Here is a 26,142-nt window from a genome sequence, read left to right on the forward strand (position 1 = left end):
GTTGCTGAATTGGCAAAAAGATGAGGTGGAGCATCGGTCGGCGGTTGAGACTGGAGGCATGGTGGAGATTGATTGGGCAGAGCAGGCTGGACGGTTGCGGGCTTCGGCAGAGGGGGAAGCGGGCTGGAACAGGGAAGTCGCGACCAGTCTCGTCCGTGAGAGCGACAAGGTGGCGGTGGACGTCGGCTGTGGTGGCGGCGGGATGGCCAAAGCACTGGCTGAAGCTTTGACGGCCGGTGCGACGGTGGTAGCGATTGACTCGGACCCGGACGTACTGGAGCAGGCTCGCGAGCACACGGCAGGCGCCGTTCGGTGTGAGCTGGCGTCTATGGATGACGGTGCGGAGCCGTTGCGTAAGGCAATCGACGCACCGGCTGACCTGATCTGGGCGGCCGCCGCAGTACATCACGCAGCCGACCAGCAGGCGGCGGTCGACGCGCTGGCGTCGCTTCTGGCACCAGGCGGGCGGCTTGCGCTTGCGGAGGGCGGTCTGCCGGCCCGCAGCCTGCCATGGGACCTCGGTGTGGGCGAGCCCGGACTCGAACTGCGGCTCGATCACGCGCAGGACCGCTGGTTCAAGGCGATGCGTGAGTCGCTCCCGGGCACAGTGCCGATGCCGTACGGCTGGACCGACGCGCTCTCCCGCGCCGGCCTGACCGGCGTCACGACGCGCAGCATCCTGACCGAGACGCCGGCTCCGTTGTCCGACGAGGAGCGCGAGAGCGTCGTCACCCAGTTCCGGCACCGGGTCGAACGCCTCACCCTCGACGCCTCACCCACACATGGGCACGGGCATGGTCACGGTCACGTGAGCCCAGGCGACGGTGAGTGGTTGAGCCCGGAGGATCTCGCCACCTGGGAGCGGCTCCTGGACCCGGACAGCGACCAGTACCTCGGCCGCCGTACCGATCTCTTCGTCCTCTCCGTTCGTAGCATCCACCTCGGCCACGCACCCCGCTGACCACCCTCCAGATCCACGCCACGCCGGGAGTTCGAGCATCCGGGCGCCAAGGTGTCGGCGGCTCGCCGTAAGGTGGGTGCCCATGAACGACCGGCTGGTGTGGATCGACTGCGAGATGACCGGCCTCGACCTGGCGGCAGACGCCCTGATCGAGGTCGCCGTACTCGTCACCGACTACGAGCTCAACGTGCTCGGTGACGGCATCGACCTGGTGATCGCACCACCACCAGGCGCCCTCGAGCAGATGGGCGACTTCGTCCGCGACATGCACACCGCCTCCGGCCTGCTCGACGAACTCGCCACCGGCATCCCGCTCGCCGACGCCGAACAGCAGGTCCTCGACTTCATCTCCGGCTACGTCAAAGAACCCCGCAAAGCCGCCCTGGCCGGCAACTCCGTCGGCACCGACCGGACCTTCCTCGTCCGCGACATGCCCAAGGTCGAAGCCCACCTGCACTACCGCAACGTCGACGTCAGCTCCATCAAGGAACTCGTCCGCCGCTGGTACCCGCGGGTGTACTACGCCACCCCCGCCAAGACCGGCAATCACCGCGCCCTGGCCGACATCACCGAGAGCATCGAAGAACTCCGGTACTACCGCCGGACCGTGTTCGTGCCCCAGCCCGGACCCGACTCCGACACCGCCCGGGCCGCCGCCAGCCTCATCAGCGACCCCGTCGGAGACTCCCAGCCGGCCTCCTGAACAGGGCCGTCCGGGCCCGATTTCATGTCCCCGGACATCGTCGCTATGATTGCTCAGCCGTCGCACTCGGACGGCAATGGTGGGTGTAGCTCAGCTGGTAGAGCACCTGGTTGTGGTCCAGGTGGTCGCGGGTTCGAGTCCCGTCACTCACCCGAAGGCGAGGGCGACCTGTGTCTGCGGAGAGCGCAGACCTGGTCGCCTTCGGCATTTTGTGCGGCTGCGCTTCGCTTGCCGCGGAGTGGGGGCTTCGCCACCCACACCCCCACACCCCGGCCGGGGTTGTCGGTCGGCCATCTGCGGTGGTCGGGGTTGCCTGTCGGCTTCTGCTGTGGCTGATGTGGTTTGTCTGTTTTGTGTTCGGGCTGGTGGGATGGGGCTGTGAAACTCTCGGGGTCTGTGTGGTTTGGGTATGGGGTTGTTCTTCTTGTGACGTTCGTCGTTGGGGTTCTCGCGTTCTGTGTTTGGGTGCTTTCTTTGGTTTTCTGACCCTGGGGGTGTGATCTCGTCGGGGGGTCGGTGCGTCTTGTGGGGTGTAGGCGTCGACGAGAGGCTGGGGATGGCGGGTACCGAAGACTTCGAGGAGTTTGCTCGGGCGGGGATACCTCGGTTGTACCGGACGGCTTGGTTACTGACTGGCGACCGGCATCATGCTGAGGATCTTGTGCAGGACACGCTCGCGAACATGCTGAAGACGTGGGCTCGGATCGACAATCCGGGGGCCTATGCGCGGACTGCGATGGCCCGGACGTTCATTTCGCAGCGGCGGCGACGGAGTTGGTCGGAGCGGCCTACTGCTGAGCTGCCTGAGCAGGTCGAGCGGGTGGGCGATGTCGAGCTTCGAGTCGCATTGCGGGAGGCGCTGGGTGAGTTGGCGCCGTTGGATCGGGCTGTGCTGGTGCTGCGGTACTTCGAAGATCGCAGCGTTGAGCAGGTCGCGCTCGATCTCGGAAAGAACGCCAGCGCGATCACTACGCGGACGGCCCGGGCTTTGGACCGCCTGCGCGTGGTGCTGGGTGACAACGCCGTACAGCTGATCGCCCACTGACCCAGAGGAACATGATGAACAACCTGAACGACACGCTGCCCAGCCTGATGGACCGGGCCACCGAGAACCTCGAGCCGGTCAGCACCGACCTTCTCGACCGGAGCGTCCAGCAGGGGCTCCGGCTACGCCGCCGGCGTACGACGCTGCTCTCCGTGACCGGAGCGGGCGCCGTACTGGCCACCGCCGGACTCGTCGCGGGCGGGATCCAGCTGCTGGGTACGCCGTCCGAGGCCTCCGTCGCGGGTACGCCGGTCCCGATCGTGACCCCAACCCCGCTCGCACCGGCCGCGGGGACGCCGCAGCAAGCTCTGGCGACCCTCAAGCGTCTCATCGCGGCGCCCGGCCGCACGCTGTCCGAACCGACGGTCCGTGGGGGCGCGAAGGAGGGCTTCATCGCCGCGTCGTACCTCGTCGACGACGGCAACGGCGCGTCCTTCGTCGAGGTCCTACTGGCCGCCGACGGTACGGCGAACCCCTGCTTCGACAGCGGCCCCGGCTGCAGCACCAACCCCGATGGCTCGAGCATGTACTCCTCCTCCGACGAGCCGGAGTACTCCGACGCCCGGAACGAGCAGTACGGCGTCCTCCTCAACCGCGTCGAGCTGTCCTACCCCGACGACCGCTACATCGGCCTCGTGAGCTACAACGGGCCGGCCGAGAAGGGGATCAAGCACACCCGCGCGAAGCCGCTGTTCACCGCCGACCAACTCGCCACCATGGCCCAGAGCACGAGCTGGAAGTTCCCGGCGCACACGGCCGTCAAGCCCATGAAGGGCGACAAGCCCTCGACCACGCGCAAGGGCAGGTAGCTGAAAGGCCCGGCTGCACAGCGGCCGGGCCGCTCACCGTGGGGTGATGACGACCTCGGCCTCGATCTCGACCGGGATGTCGAAGGGGAGGGCGGCGTGGCCGACCGCCGATCGGGCGTGCTGGCCCGCTTCCACACCCCACAGCTGCAGGATCACGTCCGAGAAGCCGTTGATCACCGCCGGCATCCGGTGGAAGCCCGGCGCGACGTTCACCATCCCGAAGACCCGTAGCCAGGCAACGATCCGGTCCAGGTCGCCCAGCTCCCGGCGCAACGAGGCGAGCATCGACAACGCGGTCAGCGCGGCCGCGTCGTACGCCTGCTCTTCCGTCACCTCCGCACCGACCCTGCCGAGCGGTTCCGGCAGCTTCCCGTCGGCCGTGAGTGGCCCGTGACCGGAGACGTACGCGCGATCGCCGTACACGCGGACCCAGGGGAAGGGCAGCGTGACGCCGGGCAGCTGCATCGGCTCCGGAAGCGTGAGTCCCAGCTCGGCCAGTCTCTTCTCGATCTCCATGGAGTTTCCTCAGGACGGTGGTCGGATGATGCGTTGCTCGATCGCGCGGGCGACGGCGGCGGCACGGGTGTCGACTTCGAGCTTGGTGTAGATGTGCGACAGGTGGGACTTGACCGTGGCCTCGCTGACGAACAACTGGCGGGCCATCTCGCGGTTCGACCGGCCGGTCGCGAGGAGGCCGAGGATCTCGACCTCGCGTTCGGTGAGCGTCGGTCCGGGGCGTTTCACCAGCCGGGCCGCGATCGCGGGCGCCAGGATGACCTGGCCGCGAGCAGTGCCGCGGATGGCGCGGAACAGGTCGTCGGGCGGTGCATCCTTCAGGAGGTAGCCGGAGGCACCGGCGTCGATCGCGCTCATGATGTCGGCCTCGGTGTCGTACGTCGTGAGCACCAGGACCTGCGGCGGTTCCGGCAGCGCCCGCAGCCGCGCGGTGACCTCAGCACCGCCCGGCCCGGTGCCCAGATTGAGATCCATCAGTACGACGTCCGGCCGAACCGCGGCGACCAACTGCTCGGCACTGTGCGCGTCGGACGCCTCGCCGACCACGGACAGGTCCTCCTGCCCCTCGACGAGCGCACGCATCCCCGCACGGACCACCGGATGGTCGTCGACGAGCGCGACCCGGATCATGAGCGCACCAGCGGGACGGACGCTGCGAGCGCCGTACCCTCGCCTGGCTCGCTCTCCAGCACCAGAGTGCCGCCTAGCCCACGCAGACGATCGCGGATGCCGGCCAGGCCTCGTCCACGATCCGGATCGGCGCTGCCAGTGGGGTCCGGCAGTCCACGGCCGTCGTCGCGGACGTCCAGTACGACGGCGTCCGGCTGATAGGTCAGCGTCACCACGGCTGTGCTCGCAGCTGCATGCTCCAGCACATTAGCCAGTGCACCACGTGCAGTCCGTAGCAACGCGGTCTCGATCTCCGCGCCAAGCGGCACCGGCGTCCCGTGCACCTGGACACGAACCTCCACACTCGCGTGCGCGGCGAGTCGCTCACAGGTCTGCCGCAACGCATCCGGCAGCGCGGGCTCCCCCAGATCGCTCGCCAACTCCGCCGGCGCCAGGTCCTGGACCACTCGGCGTACCTCGTCCAGTCCGTCGCGAGCAGTCGCCGCCGCCTGGGCAGCGTGCTCGCGGGCCGCGGCAGGCCGGTCGTCCCACTCGTGTTCGGCGGCCTGCAACAGCAGATTGATGCTCGACAGCCCTTGAGCGACGCTGTCGTGGATCTCCCGCGACAGCCGCGCCCGCTCGGCCAGTACGCCGGCCCGGTGCTGCGCATCGGCCAGATCGCCCTGCGCGGCATGCAGATCGTCCAGCAACGCCTGCCGCGCGAGCGCATCCCGCTCCAGCGCTCGATACGCACCAACAGCGAGTACGGCGACGCAGACCGGCCCCAGCACGATCGTCGGGTCAAGCCGGTCGGTCATCCGCGTCCACGTGACCACTGTGGTGGCGACCATCCCAGCCACCACCGCACAAGCCGGCCAGAACGGCAGCACCCGCAGCGCCACGAACGACAGCGGTACGGCGCACCACGCGAACGACGGCGCCACCAGCACCAGACCGAACCAGACCGCCACCAGCAACGCCAGCCACAGCCGGCTCGGCAGCAGTCGGTGCGCGGCATAGGTGGCCAGCAGCACTGCGGCCCCACCGAGCACCCAAGGCGCTCGGTCCCCGAACCCATGGCCGGACAGGTACCGCACCGCGGACGCCACCACCAGCACGACGAACGCCGTGTGCAGCGCCGTCACCAGCCCGCTGGCGGGGCCCAGGATCCCGGCAGTCCAGGCCGGCGCACGTGAAGTGGTCCCTGGTGTAGTCATGGTTCAGCCGATGGTAGGCCCGGTCAGCCCGCAATCGAATCATCCGAACGGCTACTCGATCGTCCCCGAACGCCCGTCGTACCCGCGTCCTCCGTCGACCAGGCTGGAGGCACAGTCCACGACACTTGATGCGAGGTACTCATGTCCGTCCGTTCCCTCTCCGCGACTCTCGCGCTCTCCGCCGTACTGCTCGGCGTCGGCGCGCCGCTGGCGTCCGCCCGGACCAGCACGTACGAGCTGCCCGGCGACCCGGTAGCGAGCGGCGGGTCCAAGTTCGAGGGCATCGGGCACGACGTACGCACGCAGCGGTTCTACGTGTCGGAGACGACCGGTGGCGAGATCCACCGCGGGTCGCTCCGGTCCGCCGCCGCGACCGAGTGGTTGCAGGGAGACGGCACGGACGGCCGCTGGACCGCGCGCGGAGTCACTGTGGACTCGCACGGACACGTGTACGTCGCCGGTGGTCCGAACGGCATCGACCACCCGGGCGCGCCGGACCTGTGGGTGTACGACCGCGACGGCAAGCTGCTGGCCGCGCTCCCCACCGGCGTACCGAATGCGTTCCTGAACGACCTGGTGATCGGACCGGACGGAGCGGCGTACGTCACCAACTCCAACGCGCCACAGGTGTTTCGGGTCGCCGAGAAGCACGGCCGCTGGACGATCCGGACCTGGGTGGACGCGACCGCGACCATCCCGACGCAGAGCGGGTTCAACCTCGGCGGGATCGTGCTGTCGCCGGACCGCCGCGCGCTGGTCGTGGCCCAGGGCAACGTTGGCAAGCTGTGGCGGTTCGATCTGCGGACCGGTCGGGTGTCGACAATCGACAGCGGTACGGCGGACCTGGTCAACGCCGACGGTCTCGTCCAGGACGGTCGCACGCTCTGGGTCGTGCGGAACTCCTCCAGGGTGCTGACCACGCTCCGGCTGTCCCAGGACGGTCGTACGGCGCAACTGGTGAACGCCACCGCGACCGACCCGCAGAGGGTGTTCACGACCGCGAAGCTCGCGCAGGGCCGGCTGCTGCTGGTCGACAGCAAGTTCGACGAGCCGGTCGGGCTCCCGCCGTACCAGGTGGTCGCCCTGACCCCGCCGCGCCGATGACCCGCCGTCGCCCGATCGCCGTGGCTGCCGTCATCCTGATGACGACAGCCACCGGCTGCACGACCGCTTCAACTCCTACACCACAGTCCACGCCGACTACCTCAAGGACTTCCGCCGTGCCGACCGACGACACTCTCGACACCCAACTCATCGCCGCCGCCTGGAAGAACGACGTCACCGAGGCCCGCCGCCTGATCTCCGCCGGCGCCGACGTCAACGCGGTCGACGACACCGTCCAGAGCGCCTTCCTGATCGCCGCGAGCGAGGGCTACCTCGACCTCCTCAACCTCACCCTCCAGCACGGCGCCGACGTCGCCGGCCTCGACAGCTACCAAGGCACAGCACTCATCCGCGCAGCCGAACGCGGTCACGCGCCCATAGTCGCCCGCCTGCTCCGCGCCGGTATAGCCGTCGACCACGTGAACCGCCTCGGCTGGACCGCCCTCCACGAGGCAGTCCTCCTCGGCAAGGGCACCCCGCAGTACGTCGACACCGTCCGCCTCCTCATCGCCGCAGGCGCCGACCGCGACCGCCCGGCCGAACGTGACGGAGCCACCCCAGTACAAGGTGCGCAGAAGCTAGGTCAGACCGCGGTAACCGCCGTACTCACTACCGCGCGCCCGACCTCCGCAGCCTCCGCCCTACTCGCCGCAGCCATGGCAGGCGACGCGAACAAGACCGCCGCCGCGCTGGCAGCAGGAGCGCCGCTCGAGTCCCGCGACGACAACCGGCGTACCGCTCTCCTTCTCGCGTCCCTGAACGATCGCGTCGACGTCGCCCGGCTCCTGGTCGGCCTCGGCGCGGACCCCGACGCGCAGGACGACCGCCGCGACTCGGCCTGGCTCGTCACCGGGGTCACCGGCAGCGTGGCGATGCTCGAGACGCTCCTCCCGGCGAACCCGGACCTCAAGCTCCGCAACCGTTTCGGCGGCATCTCGGTGATCCCGGCCAGCGAACGCGGTCACGTCGACTACGTCCGTCGCGTCGTACAGACCAAGATCGACGTGAAGCACGTCAACGACCTCGGTTGGACCGCACTGCTGGAGGCCGTGATCCTCGGCAAGGGCACCGAGCCGTGGCAGGAGATCGTCCGCATCCTCCTCGCCGCCGGCGCCGACCAGTCACTGCCCGACGGCGACGGGGTGACGCCACTCCAGCACGCGCGCAGCCGCGGATACGACGAGATCGCGGCAATCCTGGAGGCCGCGGCCTAGTCGTGGTTCAGACACCTCGACGGAAGGTCGAACCACCTGAGGTGATCGAACTCGGAATTCACCGTGCCCTCATGATGGATGCTCTCCTCCTGGCAGGTGGACAGCAGATCCCGCGCCTCGGCGAGGTAGTCCTGCAGCGCCGACTCCGGCGCCGTGGTGTCGTGGCGCGGGTAGCGCAGCGTCCCGTCGGCGTCGTACCCGACCTCGGACAACCGCAGGGGCGGCTCGACCGCGCCGCGATGATGCCGCCACAACCCGTTGGTGGGATCGAAGCGGTAGTCACCGAGCAGCCGCCAGCCATCCCGCGCGACCAGCTTCACCGCCTCGACGACGTAGGTGAAAACGGCCTCCGAGATGAAGTAGTTGAAGTTCACCCGGACCCAGCCCGGCTTGATCCCCTCGCAGCCGTGCATGACCTCTTCTTCGAACTCGTGCGACTGCACCAAATCAATCCCGAGCAGTGTGTGCCCGTACGGGCCTGCACACGAACACCCACCGCGCGATTGGATGCCGAACAGGTCGTTCAGGAGCGCGACCACGAAGTTGTGGTGCAGGAACCGCCCGGAGGGTGCCTTCACCACGAACGACACGATCGACAACCGCTCGGCATCAAGATTGCCGAGGATCTGGACCTTCGGCTCGGCCTTCCAGGCCTCGACCGCGCGGCGCAGGTAGGAGTCCTCGTGGGCGCGGATCACGTCGATGCCGACCGCCTGCTTCAGCTGGAACGCGAGGCCGGCCCGGATCGACCCGATGATCGCCGGCGTGCCGCCCTCCTCGCGGTGCACCGGGTCGTCGATATAGCGATGCTCCAACTGGTTCACGTACCGCACCGTCCCGCCACCGGGGACGTCGGGGACACGGTTGTGGAGCAGTTCGCGCCGGGCGACGAGTACGCCGGGAGTCCCGGGACCGCCGATCAGCTTGTGCGGGCTGAGGAAGATCGCGTCCTTGTAGGACAGCGGGTCGACCTCGCGGCCGGCGTACATGCCGATCTCGACGTACGGCGCCGCGGCGGCACAGTCCCAGAACGACAGAGCGCCGTACTGATGCAGCAGAGCCGAGACCCGCTGCGTGTTGCTGACGATGCCGGTGACGTTGCTGGCCGCGGAGAACGACCCGATCTTGAGCGGGCGTCCGGCGTACTCGACCAGTCTCTGCTCGAGCTGTGGGATGTCGATGTGGCCGTCGTGGTCCTGGCTGATCACGACGACGTCGGCGATCGACTCGCGCCACGGGAGCTCGTTGGAGTGGTGCTCGTACGGCCCGATGAAGACGACCGGCCGCTGGTCCCGCGGGATGTGGTCGGTCAGGTGGTAGGTGTCGTCGAGCTCGGCCGGAATGCGCAGGCCGAGGATCCCGATCAGCTTGTCGATCGCGCCGGTCGCGCCGGAGCCGCAGAAGATCACCGCGGTCTCGTCGTCGCCGCCGACGCAGTTCAGGATGATCCGGCGGGCGTCCTCACGCAGGCGAGTGGTCTGCAGACCGGTGCCGCTGGACTCGGTGTGGGTGTTCGCGTACCGCGGCAGCACCTCCTCGCGGATGAAGTCCTCCAGGAACGTGAGCGCGCGCCCGGAGGCGGTGTAGTCCGCGTACGTGACCCGGCGCGGACCGTACGGCCCCGGCATGACTTGGTCGTCCCCGATCACCGACGCCCGGATCCGCCGCAGCAAGGGCGTATCCGGCGGCGGGGTGCCCTGCACCGTCTCCGATCGCTCCCCCTGGATCGTCATGGCGTCAGGGTAAGGCTGCGGAGTGACCTACGTCTCGTGTCCGGATCGCGTGCTGTGGATAAGGTCGGTGCCAGTCGACGGCGAGGGAGTTGGGATGACGTTTTCCGGCGAGCTGTGGGACCGCGGTGGCGCTTCGGTGTACGACGAGATCGTCCGGCATCCGTTCATCACCGGGCTGATCGACGGGACCCTGGACCACGACGCGTTCCGTTACTTCATCCTCCAGGACAGTCACTATCTGCGCGCCTACTCCCGCGCGCTCAGCCTGGTGGCCGGGCGCGCTGTGGACGAGGACGCGGTCAGCATGTTCGCGCTGCACGCGGCCAACGCGATCGCGGTCGAACGCTCGCTGCACACCTCACTGCTGGGCTCGCTGGGCATCTCCCCGGCCGATGTCGACGCTGTGGGGTCCGGGCCGACGACAACGGCGTACATGTCCTATCTGACGGCGGTTTGCGCGACGGGGACGTACGCCGAGGCCGTGGCCGCCGTACTGCCCTGCTACTGGATCTACCGCGACGTCGGGCGCGAACTGCTGAAGCGGTCGTCGCCGGATCCGCTGTACCGGCAGTGGATCGAGACGTACGGCTCGGACGAGTTCGACGCGGTGGTCGAGTCGGTGCTCGCCGTGACGGATGGGCTGGACGTCAGTGCCTCCGAGCGGGAACGATGTCATCAGCACTTCGCCACAACCTGCCGCTACGAATGGATGTTCTGGGACGCCGCGTACCACAAGCTCGATTGGCCGGTCGGATGATGGACTTCTACGACGTCGTGATCGTCGGGGGCGGGCACAACGGCCTCGTCGCCGCCACCTACCTGGCTCAGGCCGGGCTGACCACACTGGTCCTCGAGCAGCAGCCGCACACCGGCGGCGCCGCGGTCAGCCAGCAGGTGTTCCCCGGCGTCGACGCCAAGCTGTCGCGATACTCGTACCTGGTCAGCCTGCTGCCCGACAAGGTCGTCGCCGACCTGGGCCTCGGTCTGGACCTCCGCTCCCGCGCGGTCGCGTCGTACACCCCTGTACGCCGCTCCGGCCGCGACCTCGGCCTCCTCGTCGAACGACCGGAAGGCCCTGCGACCCGCGCCTCGTTTGCCGCCCTGACGGGGAGCGACGCCGAGTACGACGCTTGGACGTCTTTCTACGGCTCAGTGGGCTCACTGGCCGCTGCCGTCGCGCCCACTCTGCTTGAGCCGCTGCAGTCGGCCGCGGAGATGCGCTCCCGGGTCGACGCCGCGCTGTGGGACGAGTTGGTCGAGCGGCCGTTCGGTGAGTCGGTGGAGCGGCGGTTCGCGGACGACACTGTGCGCGGCGTGGTCGCGACGGACTCGGTGATCGGGACGTTCGCCGGGCTGCACGACGAGTCGCTGATCCAGAACCGATGCTTCCTCTACCACCTGATCGGCAACGGCACTGGCGAGTGGCGAGTGCCGGTTGGCGGCATGGGCGCGGTGACGGACGCTCTGGCCGCTGCTGCCCGGCGGGCCGGTGCGTCGCTGGTCACCAACGCGTCGGTGACGTCCGTCGAGGCGGACGGCGTACGTGGGTCGGTCACCTGGCTGGGCGGGGACGGGGAGCGGTCGGTCGACTGCTCATACGTGCTGTCGAACGTCGCTCCGGCCACTTTGGATGCGCTGCGTGGTCGCCCTGGGGGTGATCGACCTGAGGGGTCGCAGCTGAAGATCAACCTGCTGCTGTCGCGGCTGCCGGCGTTGAAGTCGGGCGACGATCCGACGCGGGCGTTCGCGGGGACGTTCCACATCGACGAGGACTACAGCCAGCTGGAGTCCGCCTATCAAACGGCTGCTTCGGGGGCGCTGCCGTCGACGCCGCCGTCCGAGGTGTACTGCCACTCACTGACGGACCCGTCGATCCTCTCGCCCGAGCTGGTTGCCTCCGGCCACCACACGCTGACCGTGTTCGGGGTTCACTTCCCGGCCCGATTGTTTGCCTCCGACAACGATGTGGCGCGGGCCGAGGCGGCTCGCCGGGTGCTGGCCGGCCTCGACTCCTACCTGGCCGAGCCGCTCGAGGACTGCATCGCCCGCGACTCCAACGGCAACCTGTGTATCGAGGCCAAGACGCCGTACGACATCGAGGAATCCGTCGGCATGCCGGGCGGCCACATCTTCCACGGCGACCTGCAGTGGCCGTGGGCCACCGACGACGCCGACACCGGTCGCTGGGGCACCGAAACCGACGTCGCGAACCTCCTCCTCTGCGGCTCCGGCGCCCGCCGAGGCGGCGCCGTCTCCGGCCTCGGCGGCCACAACGCCGCCATGACCATCCTCACCCGTTAACCGATTTCGCATCTCCCCCGCCGCCCTGCTACGATCCTCATCGTTCCAAAGCACCACAAGCGCCGCTAGCTCAATTGGCAGAGCAGCTGACTCTTAATCAGCGGGTTCGGGGTTCGAGTCCCTGGCGGCGCACAAAAGCCCAGGTCACGCGAGTGTCCTGGGCTTTGGTGTGTCCAACGCGGGCCCTTTACGGGCCCCTTTGACTCAAGAGGTCTTTGCAGGGATCTCCCACGGGCGACCTCGGGTTGGCCTCGACTCGCTCATTTGATCGTGACTGTGTGTCACATCACAACGTTTCGCGACGCTGCCGAGCTCTCGGATTCACTGCCGCCTCCAACGTTGAGCCTCCAACCATCGCACGGGTTGGAGGCATGACATGGCCAGGCCACCACTGCCCATCGGAACCTGGGGAAGCATCTCCACCAGCGTCGAAAGAACTGATGGCAAGGGCAAGCCTGCTGCATACCGTGCCAAGGCGAAGTTCCGCGACCACGACGGATACGTCCGTCCGGTCTCCGCGTTCGGCAAAACCAGGACGGCCGCGGAGCGGGCGCTGCTGAAGAAGCTCCAGGACCGCGCCAGGACGAACCAGTCCGGGGACTTGACCGCGATGCACAAGATCAACTACCTCCTCGATCTCTGGGAGAAGAGATTCGAGGGGATGGTCGCCGACGGGACACGCTCACCCACCTCTCTCGACACCTACCGGCGCTCCCTCAAGAACCACATCCGCCCAGCCCTCGGAGAACTCCGCATCGGCGAAGCCAGCACCCCACGCATCGACACGGTCCTCACCAAGATCAAGAAGAAGGCCGGTGCACCGACCGCCAAGACCTGCCGAGCCATCCTGTCCGGGGCTATGAGCCTGGCCGTCCGCTACGGCGCCGCCTCCGTCAACCCGGTCCGCGAAGTCGACACCATCGAAGCCAATCCCAAGAACCCACCCCGCGCCCTCACCACAGAGGAAGTCACCCTCCTGCGGAGGAGCCTTGCCGCCGACGAACGAGCCGTCCAAGCCGACCTCCCCGACCTCGTCACCTTCATGCTCGGCACCGGCGTCCGAATCGGCGAATCCCTCGCCGTCCTCTGGTATCAGGTAGAGCTTGAGGCTGGGACCGTCGAGATCACCCACACCATCGCCCGCATCCCCGGCGAAGGCCTCCTGCGCAAGGTAACCAAGTCAAGAGCCGGCGAGCGCGTCCTCAGCCTGCCCAACTGGGCCATCTCCATGCTTCGCGCCCGACACGCGGCTGGCATCCGCCTCGACGACCCGATCTTCGGCGACACACTCGGCGGCTTCCGCGACCCCTCCAACAGCCGCCGTGCCATCCGCACCGCTCTGTCCCCCGTCGGCAGCACCGCCCGCCGCGACCTCGGCCTCACCCTCCGAGCCCTCCGCCGCGAAACCGGCATGACCCGCAAACAGGTCGCCGACGCACTCACCTGGCCCCAAACCCGAATCGAACTCGTCGAAACCGGCCGCATCAAGGTCGACCACCAACTGGTACGGACTCTCGTGGCGACCTATGGCGTGCAACTGGACAATCTGCACGGCCTGCTCGCCCAGGTCCACGATGCCGCCCAACCCGCCGAATCAGACAAGCTCGCCTGGATCCGATCCCACGCACTCCGCAAAACCACCGCCACTGCGCTCGACGGGGCCGGCCACACCGCCCGCCAGATCGCAGACCAACTCGGCCAATCCAAGGTGTCCATCACCCAAGACGTCTACCTGGGGCGTCGCGCAGCAAACCCAGCCGCCGCCGAGGCCTTGGAGCATGCATTCGACGACCCTGATCTCCTCTGAGGACGGACGGATCCGAGGCCTGCGTGATCCTTCGTGTTTCTGCCGACGCCAGTGGGATGGTGTGGCAGTCTAGTCAGGTGACGGATGCCACGCTGGTTCAACTCTTCGACGATCTGGCTGATCGGACGCGCAATCCACATATTTCACACTTGGGTACGTCTGATGAGCGGGAGGACTTGGGCGACGAACCGCCGAGCGATGCTGACCTACTGGCGGAGCGGCGTCTCTTGGGCGCAGTTGCCCTCGCGGCGATCTCGATCATCGACGAGTGCATCGCCGACATGCAGACCATTGGCGTAGTCGAAATGGATTCTGACGGGGAACTGGATCCCAAGACCTACGCCGACACGTTCGTTTGGGACCACTTCCCACCTCGGTTGCGGGCCTCATATGATCCGCAGTTCTTCGCCAAGGTCCTGGTCTGCGTTGTGAAGGTCAGCCACGATCTCGCTAACCCTGCAGCTGGCCGACCCGCCTGCATCGCCGAGGAGATCATCGTCAATGCCATCTGTAAGTACGCCTACGCCTTGATGGATGAGGCGGGCCTCGACTACGACGAGGACCTGGAAGAACTACTTCTGGACGACGGGGATTTCGAGTTGCTGTTCAGCAAGGACATGGACGGTCTCGAGGAGGACCCTGCGAAGCAGCGCTCCCTGGGGATGTGGCTTCCACCGGTCGAAGACTGGTTCACTCCGTTCAACAGCGATCGGGTCGTGCATCCGTACGCCGAGACCAGCGCAACGACTCCGCGAGTCCACGACCTCTTCCACCTCCTAGACTCCGACGAACTGCGCGCGCTCGCCCGCGAGCCGGACGTGGTGGATGCGCCCGCTCCGATCACGGGGCTGCCTCCAATCAGCGAAGTCGTGAGTCTCGCCCGTCAAGCGACGATCGGAGACGCAGAGACCTGGGTGGCCGACGACTCCGATGCGGAGTACAGCTATAGCGCGCTGATCGAGGTCTCCCAAGTTGCGAACTCTGGATGGCTCACTTGGGAACCACATGAGTCGGCCGACGTCGTGCGTTCCGATGCCGTGGTCCGCTTTGCCACACACCGACACTACCCGGTCGGGGCAGATCAACCGTGGGCTGAGGTAGCGATGACGAGTGGCGTCATCATGCACATCCCGTTGGCAGCAGTCGTCTCCTACCGACCAGACCCCGCAGTCTATGAGCGGTGGAACTCGATGTGGTCCCCGCTAGAGTCGTGAGCACGGTCGTCTCTGCCAGTTAGGCGCTGATGATTGCATCGACGCGCTCGAGTACCCCGCTGACCCCGCCGTGCGCGGCGTACGGACGCGCCAAGGATGCCATCGCTTGCAGCCGATCGGCAGCCCGCACTGAGTCGGTAGCCAGAGCCATGTCAACGGCCTGATGCCCGGCTGCCGCTGCACGGTCCGGCTGGGCGTCGAGGACGTAGCCAGTGGTGATGCTGATCGCGTCAAACGTGCGTACCCGGCCATTCCCCTCGTACGCCGTTCGCCGAGAGCACCACCACTCCCCCGATCCCAGGGACGGCCCAGGTATCTGGCGGGACCTCACAAGCGGCACCGAGTCCCAGATCACCGCTCCCGCTTCGACTCAAAGCGATGGCGTTTCGTCTGATGGACTCAGGTGAGCGTCTGGCAGCGATACCGATGGCCGCATCCGCTTGCGATGCCCGAGATAGTCGGACAGGGGCCGGGTCATCATCAGTGCGTCGTGAAGGCGCTGTAGGCCGTCAGGCGATCCATACAACGCGCGCGCCGAGTGTCCGTCCGGGAGTTCGACAGCCCAGACGCGAGGGAAGTAGCGGGTAAGGTCGTCCAGGAATCCGACCGCTGCGCGTTGGCCGGCCTTGTCGTCGGCGAGCACGACTATCGCCGTGTCGGTGGCAGCGTGCTGGCCGAGGATTCGAGCCTGACCTGCCGAGAGCAGGGAGTCGCACAGCGGGATCCCCGCCCAGCGGCACATCGTGCGTCGACTGAGCTGTTCGATCGCGATGGCGTCCAGCGGATCGTTGACTAGTACGGGGGCTGCGCCCTCGGACAGAAGGTCGAGTTGTTCGGTGACCCCGATGAGGCATGCAGAGCGTCGGTGTACCTGCGTTGCCGGCGACGTCGCGTAGTACGGGGCGCCCACACCACTTCGGACGCCGACGAAGCCGACCGTCTCCAGGCGATCGTTTCGGGCCGGGAACATGACCTGGTCGCGAAAGCGGTCGACGGTGCGTCCCTCGGGGTTCAGCAGCCCCAAGCCGGCGCGCCGGACGCTGTCGAGTTCGAGGCCCTTTGCTCTCAGATGGTCAACCAGCCGGGAGCGTGCGTCCGGCGCCTGTCCGACGGCCCAGCCCGAGCCTGGATCTAGGAGTTCACCTGCGCCTCCACGGGTCAGGTACTCGCGTCCCCATCCATCCGTTGCTCGAAGCAACTCCCGGCGGAAGAACCTTGCAGCTGCGCTGTTTACCTCGATCAAGCGTCGCCGATCCGCAACTGTCGGGACGGAGTTCGGATCACGCGGTCGCCGCGTCACAACGTCCCCGTAGGAAGCCGATTCACGTTCATGAACTCGACTTTCGATCCGACAGTGTCAGATCAGAACCCCGCTCCGGAGATCCAGGACTCCGGCGACCAGATCAGTCCTGAGAGGAGCCGAACGCCAGCAGAGGCACGTTGAACAGGTCAGGATTGCGCGGCCGCGAGAAGGCCGGCGCCGCCACCTCAATCAGGTACATCTCAGTCAGGAACTGGATCTTCGCGCCGAGCAAGTGGCTTGTGTGCGCGGTCACGGAATGCGCCTTGAGTCCGACTGAGACATGGATGTGAGGCAGGACCGTGCCGGATTCCTCGTCGTACGCGAGGGTGCCCCCACCGACCGCCTCCACATTCTCCAGGTGCACGGAACTCCACACCGGCGCGTCGGGGTTCTCGAGCTTCTCGCAGGTCCCGACGAGTTGGACGTCTCGCATACCGGCGATGAACATCGGGATGAAGCCCTGCCGTACGTCGTACTCCGCACAGAACTCGGCCAGCGCGGTGTAGAAGTCATCGCCGTGGTCGAAGTGGACGGCGAAGGTTCGGCCCATGGTCAGTTCAGCGGCGCGCAAGCTCAGCTCCTCGAAGATCGTCGATGTGAGCAACGTAGCGAACCGCAGTATTCAAACCGCGGGTGGACAGCAATCGACTCCGAGGATGAGCGATGTCGTCAACGCCGGCGATCGCGAGCTCTTCACACCGTCGACGGAACCATCGCCAGGGCACGTCTAGGTAGCTGGCAAACGCCGCGAGGCGCCGCTCCGATGTCGGTTGAGCGATCAGGGAGTCAGAAGCGAGGTGATCATCGAGGTCTCGGTACGTCGATCTCCGCGGCGGTGGCGCGCTCGCGTCGACGTACCAGAGCCCGGATCCACCCAACCAGTTAGCGACGATCGCTTCGTTGCCGAAGACGAAGCCCTCCACAGCGCCATGCTCCGGCTCCGGGCTCAGCTCCACCGTGATCCCAAATGCCTCCATCAAAGCCACGGCGAGCAAGAGCATGACCCGCTCGTAGCCCGGCGACGCGGCTACTTCCTCCGCGGGGATGCAGAACCCTCGCCGCATATCCGAGAACCAGCGCGACGTGCGGCGAAGGTACTCGAACTTGTGAGACCACAGCAGCCAAGCGGATGCCTCTTCCCCACGCTGCTCGCGCGTCCAGAAGAGTGGCTGGCCGGACAGCCGACCTAGGTGCCGAGTGATGTGGCGCGCGCAGAAACGCGAGCCGAGCCATTGGCTCGCGACCGGATTAAGCATCGGTAGCTCAGTGTGCGCGATCTCGGACCTAGACCTCTTCTCGTGGTGTGACAGTACTGTCTGGCTCTTGGCGAGCGCAGCGTCGTCGGCCAGGAGTGCGGTGTCGGCGTTGGCGGTCGCCCAGATGATCCCGATCGTCAGGTCATCGATCACGTTCGCCGATGAGACCGGCTGTGGGCCGGTACGGCGTCCGGCTCGATCCACGAACCGCCGACCGTCAGCGATGTAGGACCGCTGATCCCGATCGATGGCCAGCACCAAGGACCTACGATCCGGACGGTTGAGGGACGTCGTCATGTCCTTGCCAGTCTCAACCATCAACCAACTCGAGTCGGTCTTCTCCGCAACGTAATAGTGTGCCGCGGCCTCGACTCCGGCGTACGACCTCCCGGCCGGCAGACGCAGCGTGCCGACAGATCCCGCGACTGGATGGTCACCCGAAAGATCCAGGATCGAGACGATCGCCTCTGACTGCTGAGAACGCTGCGTCCGCCGCTTCTGGAAACCGAGTTCGGCTGGGTCCGGCATCTCGAGCACATGGCAGAGAGCCGCTCGCACGTCTGCAGACGGCCAGGAGTACCAGCCGCGCTCCCAATCCGAAATCGACTTCGAAGTGACTGCCGACACCCGCCCCGTGGCGTGGTAGATCTCGGCGTTGACAAGCTCTGCGAGGGTGGCCTGGGACAACTCGCCACGCGCCCGCCTGAGCAACTCGTTCGGTAGCCGCTCCCGATCAGCCATGGTCACTCCCAGCGATTACCGCCGGCCGGTACTCGTCGCGCCCGGTACGCCGTGGCGCAAACCGGATCTGGTGGCGATCAATGCCGATGTAAGCCACCGCAAGCTGATGGCCGCCGAGCCGCTCCAGGATTCGGATTCGGACAGTCGCGTCAAATGATCGAGGGAGCCGTCGCCGCCCGCTCAGGATCACCAGGCGGCCGCCTCGGAGTTGGCCGGCCTGCTCGAAGATCCAGCGCTCGGCGATGCTCCTCGCTGTCGCCTTGGGCGGCCTACTGAACACACCTGACGTTGCAACGGCCACGGACCACTGGCCGTCTCGGCCTCGTGTCGCGATCTCGAACGCGTAGCTTCTCCTGCCCCGCATGACCCTCCTAGGCATCGTGAAGGAAGGATGCCTCGAAGACCCAGGACAGGGTTACGGCGTGAGCCGACATCTCGGGGATGTCTCGCCTCGCGTCAAAATGTCCCTAGATGTCCTAAGTTAGACCTTGTGCCTAACGAGCGACTGCGAGCGGCCATGGTGGAGAGCGGCTTGACCCATCATGCCCTGGCGGAGGAACTGGACGTCAACATCAAGACGATTGAACGATGGGTCACGGGCGACTATGTCCCGTTCCCACGCAATCGCCACAAGTTGGCCATCCGGTTGGGCCGAGACGAATCGTATCTCTGGCCTGACGCCCTCCCCCGCGATCGAGCCGCTGCTGTGTCGGAGAGCGAGATCGTCAGGGTCTATCCGCATCGCTCGGACGTGCCAACTGATGAGTGGCGCCAACTCTTCGACTCAGGCACCGAGGAGATCGGCGTGCTCGTCTACGCGGGCCTCTTCCTGGCAGAGGACGCACAGGTGCAGCGGATCCTCCGCAAAAAGGCCAAGGCCGGCGCTCGGGTACGGATTCTGCTCGGCGACCCGGAGGATGCGCATGTCGCGGAGCGCGGAGAAGAGGAGGGTGTCGGCAATGCGGTGGCGGTCAAGATCCACAACGCGCTCGTTCTCTATCGAGGTCTGCTCGACCTCCCGGGCATCGAGTTCCGGCTTCATCGGACCGTCCTGTACAACTCGATCTATCGCGCGGATGACCGCCTGTTCGTGAACACCCACGTGTACGGCGTACCCGCCGCGCAGGCACCGGTCTGGCACCTCCGGAAGGTTCCCGGTGGTGAACTCGCCAGTCACTACCTCGACAGCTTCGAGCGAGTCTGGAACGAAGCGACCCCGACGACGGAGGCTTGATGCCGAAGCGAATCGACTACTACGACGACCCGAACGCCCCCGCCGCCAACAGCATGATCCCCTCCGTCAACGTCGTCATCGAGAATGACGCCGGCGAGATCCTCATGATCCAGCGCTCCGACAACGGCAACTGGGCCCTCCCCGGCGGCGCGATCGACCTCGGCGAGTCGATGTCGCAGGCCGGCGTACGCGAAACCAAGGAAGAGACTGGCATCGACTGCGAGATCGTCGACGTCATCGGCATCTACACCGACCCCAAACACATCATCCTGTACACCAGCAACGGCGAAGCGCGCCAGGAGTTCTCCATCCTCCTCCGCGGCCGAGCCACCGGCGGCCAACCCACCACCAGCAGCGAAAGCACCAAAGTGCACTGGGTCCCGCAGGCCAACCTCAGCACCCTCCAGATGGACGGCTCGATGCGGCGCCGCATCGCGCACTACCTCGAACCAGGCGCGACCCTGTACTTCGACTAGCCTCCGGCAGCTCCAAGCCTCCGCTGCACGTTCGCCGCCGCCCGCATCAGCGCCGGACCGGATCTCACGACTGACCGATGAACAACATGCTCACTGGGATACCTCATGAGGATCTCGCTGAGCCGTTCCTCGACAGTCACCGGGCAGCCATCGACATCGGCCGTCATGTCGCAGTACGTCAACGCCTCGAGCAACTCCGAATCAGGCAGATCGAACTCGTCCGCCAGCTCAGGAATCCCCCGCTCACCCGCCTCGACCAGGGCACCACTGTGATGCGCGACAAGCCGGCACACCACATCGTCAGCCACCACCACATCCCGCAGATACCGAGCCCCATCAAGCGGATGGAACCCCGTCGCCCGGACAACAGGCGAGTACCCGATGTCATGCAACCAGGCAGCCACCTCAACCAGCTCCGTCCGCTCCCCCAACAACCCAGAAAGACTCCGAGCCCGTCCAGCCACCCCCCGCGTGTGCTCCCACCGTCGCCCCAACTCAGGTTGAAGCAGCCTAGCGGCCATCAACTTGACTGACTCGACATCCATCACACCCCAGACACTACGACTTGGTACTGAGTCCGTGCACAGCCGCAACCCTGCGGGCGGCCCGCCGAGGGACCGCGAGGTGTTGTCGAGGCTCTGGAGGCGGTTGTGTGCGCATGTGGTGATGGATCTACAGGCATGGATCCGGGCCGCCTGCGGGGAGGTATCTGGCGAGAGGCTCGTTGCCATCAGTTGGTCCGCTCGTTAGCTCAAGTGCGGCAGTAGCCGACGCCGCCGGGTGGACACCCGGGACTGGCACGATGCGGTGCAGCGGTGCTGGGTCGCTGCGCTGGGCAATGGAGGCGATTGTGGTGACCACGCGGGACCGTGCGCTGCGCCGGATGCGCGGCACGCGGCGCGACCGCGACCTAGCACGAACGCCTGCCATGGGCCGCTGGTGCTTCAGGCGGGTTTGGCAGTGATTGCGGCGGTGTGCGGCGCGGTACTCCTCTACCTGTTCCTCGCCTGGCTGCTCGGCGTGGCGCCACGTCCTGATGAGGCGACCTCCGATCAGCAGAAGTTGCTCGCGGACATGGTGAAGATCGCCCTCGGGCTGGCAGCCGGCGTTGGAGCCGCCGTCGCTCTCATCGTCGGTTACCGACGCGCACGAGTCGAGGAGGCCGGTAGCCACCGCGACGACCGTCGGCTGTTCAGCAGCCGATACCAGGAAGCGGCCGAGCTCCTCGGTCATGACAAGGCTGCCGTCCGGCTCGCTGGCATCTACGCGATGTCGCGACTCGCGGATGACTGGTCCGAACAGCGACAACAGTGCATTGACGTGCTGTGTGCGTACTTGCGGCTGCCGTACGACCCCCCGAATAGCGATCCCGGCGAACGGGAAGTCCGGCTCACTGTCATCCGGCTCATCACCGCACACCTGCGACCCTCCGCCACGCGCCCGTGGCGCGGTCATGACCTCGAGTTCACCGGAACTGTCTTCGACGGCGGGGACTTTCGTGATGTGGAGTTCTCCGGCGGTAGCGTCGACTTCGGCGGCGCTGTATTCTCGAGCGGCACCGTCAGCTTCGCCAACGCCGTGTTCTCGAGCGGCACCGTCAACTTCGAGAACGCCGTGTTCTCCGGCGGCACCACCGAAGTCGGCGCCGGCACCGTGTTCTCTGGCGGGCCCGTCGACTTCGACGCTCCGTCAACTTCGGCTTCACCAAGTTCTCCGGCGGCACCGTCACCTTCTTCAGCGGCTTCTCCGGCGGCGAAGTCAACTTCGTCGGCACAAAGTTCTCCGGCAGCGCCGTCCACATGAACGCACAGTTCTCCGGCAGCACCGTCTTCTTCGCCGACGCTGAGTTCTCCGGCGGCCGCGTCACTCTCGACAGCAACTTCTCCGGCGGCCGCATCAGCTTCGTCAGCAAAGTTCTCCAGCGGCATCGTCGCCTTCGGCGGTGCTGATTTCTCCGGCGGCATCCTCGACTTCGACAGCGCAGAGTTCTCCGGCGGCGACGTGGACCTGACCCAAACAGTTCTCCTGCGCGGCGGCACGGAGCCACAGAACCTTCCTTCAGATCCTCCCGCGAATCTGAGGCTACCGGGCTGGATGAAGCAGACCTGACCAAACGGTCACCAGATCGCCAATCGCCGAGCTACACGAACGCGTACTTCCACCACGCGACCGAAGTGCGATCGGAGTTCGAGCACGCCGGCTTCGACGACGTCACCGTACTGCGCGTCGAGGGCCCGGCTGTCTCCCGCCTGGTCACGGCATCCCCGGGCGAGGCGGATCGGGCCGGTCGACATACCTCGCCGCGGCGCTGGTGCGGACGATTGCGGCGATGCGCGCTGCACCGCGGCCGGCGCTGCTACCCGAAGGTGAAGGCGGAGGCCGCGGCCCCCGGCGCGTGGAATGTGACCTCGATGGTTCTTTCGCGGACTTCACCTTGTTGACGGATGAGCTGATAGAGCCGTCCCTCGTCGACGACCCGCTCCGCCTGGCTGAGCGGTGAAGCGATGAGCGTCGGGTTCGGCTGGCCAGTGACCGTTGCTGACCGGCCGGACCTGCTTGCGCATTCCCGCTGTGGCACGACCATTTGATCCGTACAGCCCGCATAGCCCCGCTCGCAGAAAGCCGCGGTCCCAGGGCTGTAACGCAGGTCTCGATCGTCGAAAATGGTGGACTCGCATCCGCACGAGTGTTCTTATCGCAGTGCTATGGATAGCAGTGTGGTTGTGACAGAAGACGAGATCGCCGAGGGCCTCGGTCGGCTGGGCCTGGACTCGACATCATCGGTGCTCGTTCACGCGTCGTTGCGGTCATTCGGTCGAGTTGACGGCGGGGGTGAAGCCGTCTGCCGGGCTCTGGTCGGAACATGCGGGACGGTGATGATGATCTCCGGCACTTGGGACCTGACCGGCGTGCCCGCACTCCCCGGCCTGGTTCGGCCACACAACGCTTACTACAACGCAGACACGTGGGCAGCCTTCGATGACGCGCTCGGGAGCGCAGTACCGTTCACGTCGGGCTTGCCGGTCGACAGCTGGCTAGGACGGGTCTCCGAGACTATGCGGCTGGGCTTTGCGCACGAGCGGAGTACACACCCGTTGTTCTCCTTCCTGGCGGTCGGACCCATGCGCGACGGCTGATCGAGGCCCAGCGGCTCGAATGGCCCCTCGGACCGATCGAAGCTCTTGCTGAGCTAGGCGGGCATGTACTGCTCCTCGGCGTCGGCCACACGTCGAATACGACGATTCACCTTGCTGAGCAGCATCTGGGCCGGTCACGGTTCTATCGGTACGCCAAGGTGGCACCGGGGGCATGGGCGGAGCTGCCAAATGTCTCAGGTGAGAGCCACAGGTTCGATGAGATCGAACCTGAGTTGAGGCCGGTCACGACCGAGGTACGCATCGGCGACTGTCGTGCTCGACTAGCTCGCGGAACCCTTGGCCCATTGGGTGATCTCGTAAGCCGCGTTGCCAGGCTCCGGTTGGCCGCCTGAGCTCAACTCGGTCGAGGTCAGCTTTGGGGCCAGGAACGCGAACGCCGTGCCGCCATCTCGCAGCCGGATGACGAGTCCGAAGTAGTTGAACCGCGCAGAGACCACCTCCGATCGGCGAACCCTTCGTCCGCCGACCGGGTAGCGGATGACCAGCTCGTGCGCCGTGATTCGGACTGTCGGCCGGATGACCGTCACCGTCATGACTCCGAACGCCAGGAGCGCTGGCCACATTTCGCGAATGGGCCAATCCTCGCTATCTACGATCGTGACCAGCGTCGCGCCGAGGAAGGGCAGGCCGAGGAAGATGCGGGTCCACAGGTTGTTGCCCCAAACCTGTTCCTGCACCGTTCCCTGTCCGTACTTGTCGGGCTGCTTGTCATCCACGGATGCAGTGTGACAGCAGGACCGTGCCAGCGAAATGCGCAATCGCCATGCCTGCCCCGTCCCCCTAATGACTGGGTAACAGGTCCCGGGTGGCTGTTGACGTCTTCCCGTCCCTTGGCCGGTTAGGCCTTCTATCAGGCCGACGCGACTGACGTCCGGGGCCTGTTCGCAGGCGCTGTATCGGCTCGGCGCGTCGGCGATGTCTTCGGCATGCCGGCCGGAAGTGTTGGTCGTGGTTCGAGCCCGCCCGCACGGTCGATACCTCGTTCACCGGGAGCCTTCGAGCTCTGACTCGCAGACCGGGGCCGTGAGGGTTGCTGGGATCGCGAACGGCTCATCGGAGGGAAGACCGCAGAGTCTCGTCATTAGGGCGCCGCGCGCTCTCGCCAGGGTCCACGAACCGGACCGAACACAGCCACGAGGAGGTGCAGACGGGTGAAGATGTTCTGCGGGATCGACTGGGCCGAAGGCCATCACGACATCGCGCTGATCGACGATCTTGGCCAGTTGCTCACAAAGAAGCGCATCAACGAGACCGCGGCCGGGTTCGCCGAGCTCACCGCGATGCTGGCCGAGGCCGGCGACACCTCAGTGGACCCGATCCCGGTGGCGATCGAGACCCCACGCGGTCTGCTGGTCGCGACATTGCGAGCGACCGGGCGCCCGGTCTATTCGATCAACCCGATGGCCGTCGCCCGCTACCGCGAACGGCACACCGTCAGCCGGGGCAAGTCCGACCACGCCGATGCGATGACGCTGGCCAACATCCTGCGCACCGACCAACACATCCACCGCCGGATCCCGGCCGACACTCACCTGGCCCAGGCGGTCGCAGTACTGGCCCGTGCACACCAAGACGCCACCTGGCGCCGCACCAAGGCCTCCAACGACCTGCGCTCGTTGCTCCGCGAGTACTACCCAGCATTCCTCGAGGCATTCGCCGGCAAGACAGCCAGCAACCTGGCCACGCCCGAGGCCCGCGCGGTGCTGGCGATCGCCCCAACCCCGGCCGCGGCTGGGAAACTGTCGAAGGCCCGGATCGCTTCCGCGCTGCGCCGAGCCGGACGCCAACGCCGCATCGACACCACCACCGCACAACTGCACGCCGCCCTCCGCGAGCCGCAACTGCGACAGCCCGACCTAGTCGAGCAAGCCATGGGCCACCAGGCACTCGCCCTACTCGCAACCCTCGACACCGAGTGCCACAACGTCGACGAACTCGGCCAGGCCACCGCCGAGCTGTTCCAGCAGCACCCCGACCACGCCATCATCACCAGCTTCCCCGGCCTGGCCGACAACACCGGCGCCCGGATCCTGGCCGAACTCGGAGACGACCGAACCCGCTTCACCGACGCCAGATCAGTCAAGGCCTACGCCGGATCCGCACCCATCACCTGCGCCTCCGGCCGGTCAATCTCGATCACCCACCGCCGCGTCAAGAACGACCGCCTCGCCGCGGCCAGCTGGGCCTGGGCCTTCGCCGCCCTCGCCCACGACGAGCACGCCAACCGCCACTACCGACATCGACGCGACCACGGCGACCGCCACCCAGCCGCACTACGCCACCTGTTCAACCGGATGCTCGGCCAGCTCTACTTCTGCCTCCAAACCGGCCAGCACTACCAACCCCACAAAGCCTTCGCGGCACCTGCAGCTTGACCTCCAAATCTAATCGGAGGTCTGATAGCTGCCAAACCCAGGCCAGCGCGGCGCGTGGCAAGAGTCGGCTTGCCGATCCCGTAGGGACGCGAAGCGCTCTAATGGGTGCGTGTCGTGCGGCTCGCGGCCACCGGTTTGGATGATCACTTTGGCGCCCGGAGGCTTGGATCTCTTCGTCAAGAGGGTGACCCCGGCCGGTGGCGGGCGCAGACTGCTGCTCGAGCCGCCGGCGGGATGACCACTCAAGCGCTCGGAGACCTGGATCTGTTCGTCAAGACGGTGGCCCCGCCGGTCGCTGGAGACCGCAGACGGCTGGTGGGGTGTCGCGCCGTGAGCGCTGTCCATTAGGGCGCCGCGTGGCCTCCG

26 protein-coding genes, 2 tRNA genes and 1 pseudogene are annotated in these 26,142 nt (G+C 66.7%); 19 read left to right on the forward strand and 10 right to left on the reverse strand.

Going from position 1 to position 26,142, the window contains the following annotated elements; translation table 11 throughout:
• Nucleotides 1–58: 58 nt before the first annotated feature.
• From E0H73_RS36145 to E0H73_RS36165, 5 genes are all read left to right on the forward strand, one after another.
• Entirely contained in the window at nucleotides 59–961 is a 903-nt protein-coding gene (locus E0H73_RS36145) for a class I SAM-dependent methyltransferase (RefSeq protein ID WP_131364127.1), read from the forward strand.
• 82 nt (nucleotides 962–1,043) lie between these two features.
• Nucleotides 1,044–1,664 (forward strand): oligoribonuclease, encoded by a 621-nt coding sequence (gene orn, locus E0H73_RS36150; RefSeq protein WP_131364129.1) that lies wholly within the window; start codon nucleotides 1,044–1,046, stop codon nucleotides 1,662–1,664.
• Between the two features lie 79 nt (nucleotides 1,665–1,743).
• Nucleotides 1,744–1,816 (forward strand) — tRNA-His (locus tag E0H73_RS36155).
• A 404-nt stretch (nucleotides 1,817–2,220) separates the two neighbouring features.
• The gene (locus E0H73_RS36160; RefSeq protein WP_131364132.1) at nucleotides 2,221–2,709 is read left to right on the forward strand and encodes a SigE family RNA polymerase sigma factor; all 489 of its coding nucleotides are present in this window, start codon (nucleotides 2,221–2,223) and stop codon (nucleotides 2,707–2,709) included.
• A 14-nt stretch (nucleotides 2,710–2,723) separates the two neighbouring features.
• The gene (locus tag E0H73_RS36165; RefSeq protein WP_131364134.1) at nucleotides 2,724–3,518 is read left to right on the forward strand and encodes a hypothetical protein; all 795 of its coding nucleotides are present in this window, start codon (nucleotides 2,724–2,726) and stop codon (nucleotides 3,516–3,518) included.
• Between the two features lie 33 nt (nucleotides 3,519–3,551).
• Here E0H73_RS36165 and E0H73_RS36170 read toward each other — a convergent pair whose 3' ends face one another.
• The 3 genes from E0H73_RS36170 to E0H73_RS36180 are packed head-to-tail and all read right to left on the reverse strand — an operon-like array spanning nucleotide 3,552 to nucleotide 5,860.
• Nucleotides 3,552–4,034: a RidA family protein gene (locus tag E0H73_RS36170; RefSeq protein WP_131364136.1), complete on the reverse strand. Its 483-nt coding sequence runs from the start codon at nucleotides 4,032–4,034 to the stop codon at nucleotides 3,552–3,554.
• 9 nt (nucleotides 4,035–4,043) lie between these two features.
• On the reverse strand, nucleotides 4,044–4,664 hold the full coding sequence (locus E0H73_RS36175) for a response regulator (RefSeq protein WP_131364138.1): 621 nt from the start codon (nucleotides 4,662–4,664) through the stop codon (nucleotides 4,044–4,046).
• Nucleotides 4,661–5,860, reverse strand: coding sequence for a sensor histidine kinase (locus E0H73_RS36180; RefSeq protein WP_131364140.1), 1,200 nt, complete (start codon nucleotides 5,858–5,860; stop codon nucleotides 4,661–4,663). Before E0H73_RS36180 ends, E0H73_RS36175 begins: the two co-directional genes overlap by 4 nt.
• 141 nt (nucleotides 5,861–6,001) lie before the next feature.
• On the opposite strand from E0H73_RS36180, the gene E0H73_RS36185 reads away from it, so the two are divergent.
• A complete protein-coding gene (locus tag E0H73_RS36185; protein WP_131364141.1) occupies nucleotides 6,002–6,964 on the forward strand; it encodes an SMP-30/gluconolactonase/LRE family protein in 963 nt (320 codons plus the stop codon).
• A gap of 116 nt (nucleotides 6,965–7,080) precedes the next feature.
• The gene (locus E0H73_RS36190; protein ID WP_131364143.1) at nucleotides 7,081–8,178 is read left to right on the forward strand and encodes an ankyrin repeat domain-containing protein; all 1,098 of its coding nucleotides are present in this window, start codon (nucleotides 7,081–7,083) and stop codon (nucleotides 8,176–8,178) included.
• On the opposite strand, the gene E0H73_RS36195 is transcribed toward E0H73_RS36190, so the two are convergent.
• Nucleotides 8,175–9,911 carry an aminotransferase class V-fold PLP-dependent enzyme gene (locus E0H73_RS36195; RefSeq protein WP_131364145.1) on the reverse strand — a complete coding sequence of 579 codons (1,737 nt, stop codon included), beginning with the start codon at nucleotides 9,909–9,911 and terminating at the stop codon, nucleotides 8,175–8,177. The two genes, E0H73_RS36190 and E0H73_RS36195, sit on opposite strands and share 4 nt — an antisense overlap.
• A gap of 94 nt (nucleotides 9,912–10,005) precedes the next feature.
• On the opposite strand from E0H73_RS36195, the gene tenA reads away from it, so the two are divergent.
• The 5 genes from tenA to E0H73_RS36220 all read left to right on the forward strand — a co-directional run bounded on the left by tenA (nucleotide 10,006) and on the right by E0H73_RS36220 (nucleotide 15,233).
• A complete protein-coding gene (tenA, locus tag E0H73_RS36200) occupies nucleotides 10,006–10,668 on the forward strand; it encodes a thiaminase II (RefSeq protein ID WP_131364147.1) in 663 nt (220 codons plus the stop codon).
• Nucleotides 10,665–12,212: a phytoene desaturase family protein gene (locus tag E0H73_RS36205; RefSeq protein WP_131364149.1), complete on the forward strand. Its 1,548-nt coding sequence runs from the start codon at nucleotides 10,665–10,667 to the stop codon at nucleotides 12,210–12,212. The genes tenA and E0H73_RS36205 overlap by 4 nt, the downstream gene beginning before the upstream one ends.
• Nucleotides 12,213–12,271: 59 nt before the next feature.
• Nucleotides 12,272–12,344, forward strand: a tRNA-Lys gene (locus E0H73_RS36210).
• 244 nt (nucleotides 12,345–12,588) lie between these two features.
• Entirely contained in the window at nucleotides 12,589–14,019 is a 1,431-nt protein-coding gene (locus E0H73_RS36215) for a helix-turn-helix domain-containing protein (protein ID WP_131364151.1), read from the forward strand.
• 77 nt (nucleotides 14,020–14,096) lie between these two features.
• Nucleotides 14,097–15,233, forward strand: coding sequence for a hypothetical protein (locus E0H73_RS36220; RefSeq protein ID WP_131364153.1), 1,137 nt, complete (start codon nucleotides 14,097–14,099; stop codon nucleotides 15,231–15,233).
• A 370-nt stretch (nucleotides 15,234–15,603) separates the two neighbouring features.
• Here E0H73_RS36220 and E0H73_RS36225 read toward each other — a convergent pair whose 3' ends face one another.
• The 3 genes from E0H73_RS36225 to E0H73_RS36235 form a co-directional block, all read right to left on the reverse strand.
• Nucleotides 15,604–16,476: a DNA primase gene (locus E0H73_RS36225; protein WP_165555953.1), complete on the reverse strand. Its 873-nt coding sequence runs from the start codon at nucleotides 16,474–16,476 to the stop codon at nucleotides 15,604–15,606.
• Nucleotides 16,477–16,636: 160 nt separating this feature from the next.
• Entirely contained in the window at nucleotides 16,637–17,107 is a 471-nt protein-coding gene (locus tag E0H73_RS36230; RefSeq protein WP_131364157.1) for a PPC domain-containing DNA-binding protein, read from the reverse strand.
• Entirely contained in the window at nucleotides 17,094–17,945 is an 852-nt protein-coding gene (locus tag E0H73_RS36235) for a hypothetical protein (RefSeq protein WP_131364159.1), read from the reverse strand. The genes E0H73_RS36230 and E0H73_RS36235 overlap by 14 nt, the downstream gene beginning before the upstream one ends.
• Nucleotides 17,946–18,465: 520 nt before the next feature.
• Between E0H73_RS36235 and E0H73_RS36240 the strand changes: the two genes are divergently transcribed.
• The 3 genes from E0H73_RS36240 (at nucleotide 18,466) to E0H73_RS36250 (ending at nucleotide 20,243) form a co-directional block, all read left to right on the forward strand.
• Nucleotides 18,466–18,690 carry a hypothetical protein gene (locus tag E0H73_RS36240; protein WP_131364161.1) on the forward strand — a complete coding sequence of 75 codons (225 nt, stop codon included), beginning with the start codon at nucleotides 18,466–18,468 and terminating at the stop codon, nucleotides 18,688–18,690.
• 594 nt (nucleotides 18,691–19,284) lie between these two features.
• Nucleotides 19,285–19,767 (forward strand): hypothetical protein, encoded by a 483-nt coding sequence (locus E0H73_RS47560; RefSeq protein WP_238164497.1) that lies wholly within the window; start codon nucleotides 19,285–19,287, stop codon nucleotides 19,765–19,767.
• Nucleotides 19,767–20,243 (forward strand): NUDIX hydrolase, encoded by a 477-nt coding sequence (locus E0H73_RS36250; RefSeq protein WP_131364165.1) that lies wholly within the window; start codon nucleotides 19,767–19,769, stop codon nucleotides 20,241–20,243. Before E0H73_RS47560 ends, E0H73_RS36250 begins: the two co-directional genes overlap by 1 nt.
• On the opposite strand, the gene E0H73_RS36255 is transcribed toward E0H73_RS36250, so the two are convergent.
• Nucleotides 20,240–20,788 carry an HD domain-containing protein gene (locus E0H73_RS36255; protein WP_131364207.1) on the reverse strand — a complete coding sequence of 183 codons (549 nt, stop codon included), beginning with the start codon at nucleotides 20,786–20,788 and terminating at the stop codon, nucleotides 20,240–20,242. The two genes, E0H73_RS36250 and E0H73_RS36255, sit on opposite strands and share 4 nt — an antisense overlap.
• Nucleotides 20,789–21,203: 415 nt before the next feature.
• Between E0H73_RS36255 and E0H73_RS36260 the strand changes: the two genes are divergently transcribed.
• Nucleotides 21,204–22,046 carry a pentapeptide repeat-containing protein gene (locus tag E0H73_RS36260; RefSeq protein ID WP_131364167.1) on the forward strand — a complete coding sequence of 281 codons (843 nt, stop codon included), beginning with the start codon at nucleotides 21,204–21,206 and terminating at the stop codon, nucleotides 22,044–22,046.
• Nucleotides 22,043–22,192 (forward strand): hypothetical protein, encoded by a 150-nt coding sequence (locus tag E0H73_RS46165; protein WP_165555954.1) that lies wholly within the window; start codon nucleotides 22,043–22,045, stop codon nucleotides 22,190–22,192. Before E0H73_RS36260 ends, E0H73_RS46165 begins: the two co-directional genes overlap by 4 nt.
• Nucleotides 22,193–22,599: 407 nt before the next feature.
• Here the strand turns inward: E0H73_RS46165 and E0H73_RS48470 are convergent, their stop codons facing one another.
• Entirely contained in the window at nucleotides 22,600–22,827 is a 228-nt protein-coding gene (locus E0H73_RS48470; protein ID WP_165555955.1) for a hypothetical protein, read from the reverse strand.
• Nucleotides 22,828–22,948: 121 nt separating this feature from the next.
• Here E0H73_RS48470 and E0H73_RS36270 point away from each other — a divergent pair.
• Nucleotides 22,949–23,733, forward strand: a pseudogene (locus E0H73_RS36270) (AAC(3) family N-acetyltransferase).
• Here E0H73_RS36270 and E0H73_RS36275 read toward each other — a convergent pair.
• Nucleotides 23,662–24,117: a PH domain-containing protein gene (locus tag E0H73_RS36275; RefSeq protein WP_131364169.1), complete on the reverse strand. Its 456-nt coding sequence runs from the start codon at nucleotides 24,115–24,117 to the stop codon at nucleotides 23,662–23,664. The pseudogene E0H73_RS36270 and the gene E0H73_RS36275 overlap by 72 nt on opposite strands.
• A 441-nt stretch (nucleotides 24,118–24,558) precedes the next feature.
• On the opposite strand from E0H73_RS36275, the gene E0H73_RS36280 reads away from it, so the two are divergent.
• Nucleotides 24,559–25,776 carry an IS110 family RNA-guided transposase gene (locus tag E0H73_RS36280; RefSeq protein ID WP_131364209.1) on the forward strand — a complete coding sequence of 406 codons (1,218 nt, stop codon included), beginning with the start codon at nucleotides 24,559–24,561 and terminating at the stop codon, nucleotides 25,774–25,776.
• Nucleotides 25,777–26,142 lie beyond the last annotated feature (366 nt).

The sequence above is a fragment of the Kribbella pittospori genome (assembly GCF_004331465.1).
GTDB lineage: Bacteria > Actinomycetota > Actinomycetes > Propionibacteriales > Kribbellaceae > Kribbella > Kribbella pittospori.

Excerpts from the sequence above, each read along its gene's own strand:
- E0H73_RS36145 (WP_131364127.1), top strand. The coding sequence starts at position 59 with ATGGTGGAGATTGATTGGGCAGAGCAGGCTGGACGGTTGCGGGCTTCG.
- orn (WP_131364129.1), top strand. The coding sequence starts at position 1,044 with ATGAACGACCGGCTGGTGTGGATCGACTGCGAGATGACCGGCCTCGAC.
- E0H73_RS36160 (WP_131364132.1), top strand. The coding sequence starts at position 2,221 with ATGGCGGGTACCGAAGACTTCGAGGAGTTTGCTCGGGCGGGGATACCT.
- E0H73_RS36165 (WP_131364134.1), top strand. The coding sequence starts at position 2,724 with ATGAACAACCTGAACGACACGCTGCCCAGCCTGATGGACCGGGCCACC.
- E0H73_RS36170 (WP_131364136.1), bottom strand. The coding sequence starts at position 4,034 with ATGGAGATCGAGAAGAGACTGGCCGAGCTGGGACTCACGCTTCCGGAG.
- E0H73_RS36175 (WP_131364138.1), bottom strand. The coding sequence starts at position 4,664 with ATGATCCGGGTCGCGCTCGTCGACGACCATCCGGTGGTCCGTGCGGGG.
- E0H73_RS36180 (WP_131364140.1), bottom strand. The coding sequence starts at position 5,860 with ATGACTACACCAGGGACCACTTCACGTGCGCCGGCCTGGACTGCCGGG.
- E0H73_RS36185 (WP_131364141.1), top strand. The coding sequence starts at position 6,002 with ATGTCCGTCCGTTCCCTCTCCGCGACTCTCGCGCTCTCCGCCGTACTG.
- E0H73_RS36195 (WP_131364145.1), bottom strand. The coding sequence starts at position 9,911 with ATGACGATCCAGGGGGAGCGATCGGAGACGGTGCAGGGCACCCCGCCG.
- tenA (WP_131364147.1), top strand. The coding sequence starts at position 10,006 with ATGACGTTTTCCGGCGAGCTGTGGGACCGCGGTGGCGCTTCGGTGTAC.
- E0H73_RS36205 (WP_131364149.1), top strand. The coding sequence starts at position 10,665 with ATGATGGACTTCTACGACGTCGTGATCGTCGGGGGCGGGCACAACGGC.
- E0H73_RS36215 (WP_131364151.1), top strand. The coding sequence starts at position 12,589 with ATGGCCAGGCCACCACTGCCCATCGGAACCTGGGGAAGCATCTCCACC.
- E0H73_RS36250 (WP_131364165.1), top strand. The coding sequence starts at position 19,767 with ATGCCGAAGCGAATCGACTACTACGACGACCCGAACGCCCCCGCCGCC.
- E0H73_RS36255 (WP_131364207.1), bottom strand. The coding sequence starts at position 20,788 with ATGGATGTCGAGTCAGTCAAGTTGATGGCCGCTAGGCTGCTTCAACCT.
- E0H73_RS46165 (WP_165555954.1), top strand. The coding sequence starts at position 22,043 with ATGAACGCACAGTTCTCCGGCAGCACCGTCTTCTTCGCCGACGCTGAG.
- E0H73_RS48470 (WP_165555955.1), bottom strand. The coding sequence starts at position 22,827 with ATGGTCGTGCCACAGCGGGAATGCGCAAGCAGGTCCGGCCGGTCAGCA.
- E0H73_RS36280 (WP_131364209.1), top strand. The coding sequence starts at position 24,559 with ATGTTCTGCGGGATCGACTGGGCCGAAGGCCATCACGACATCGCGCTG.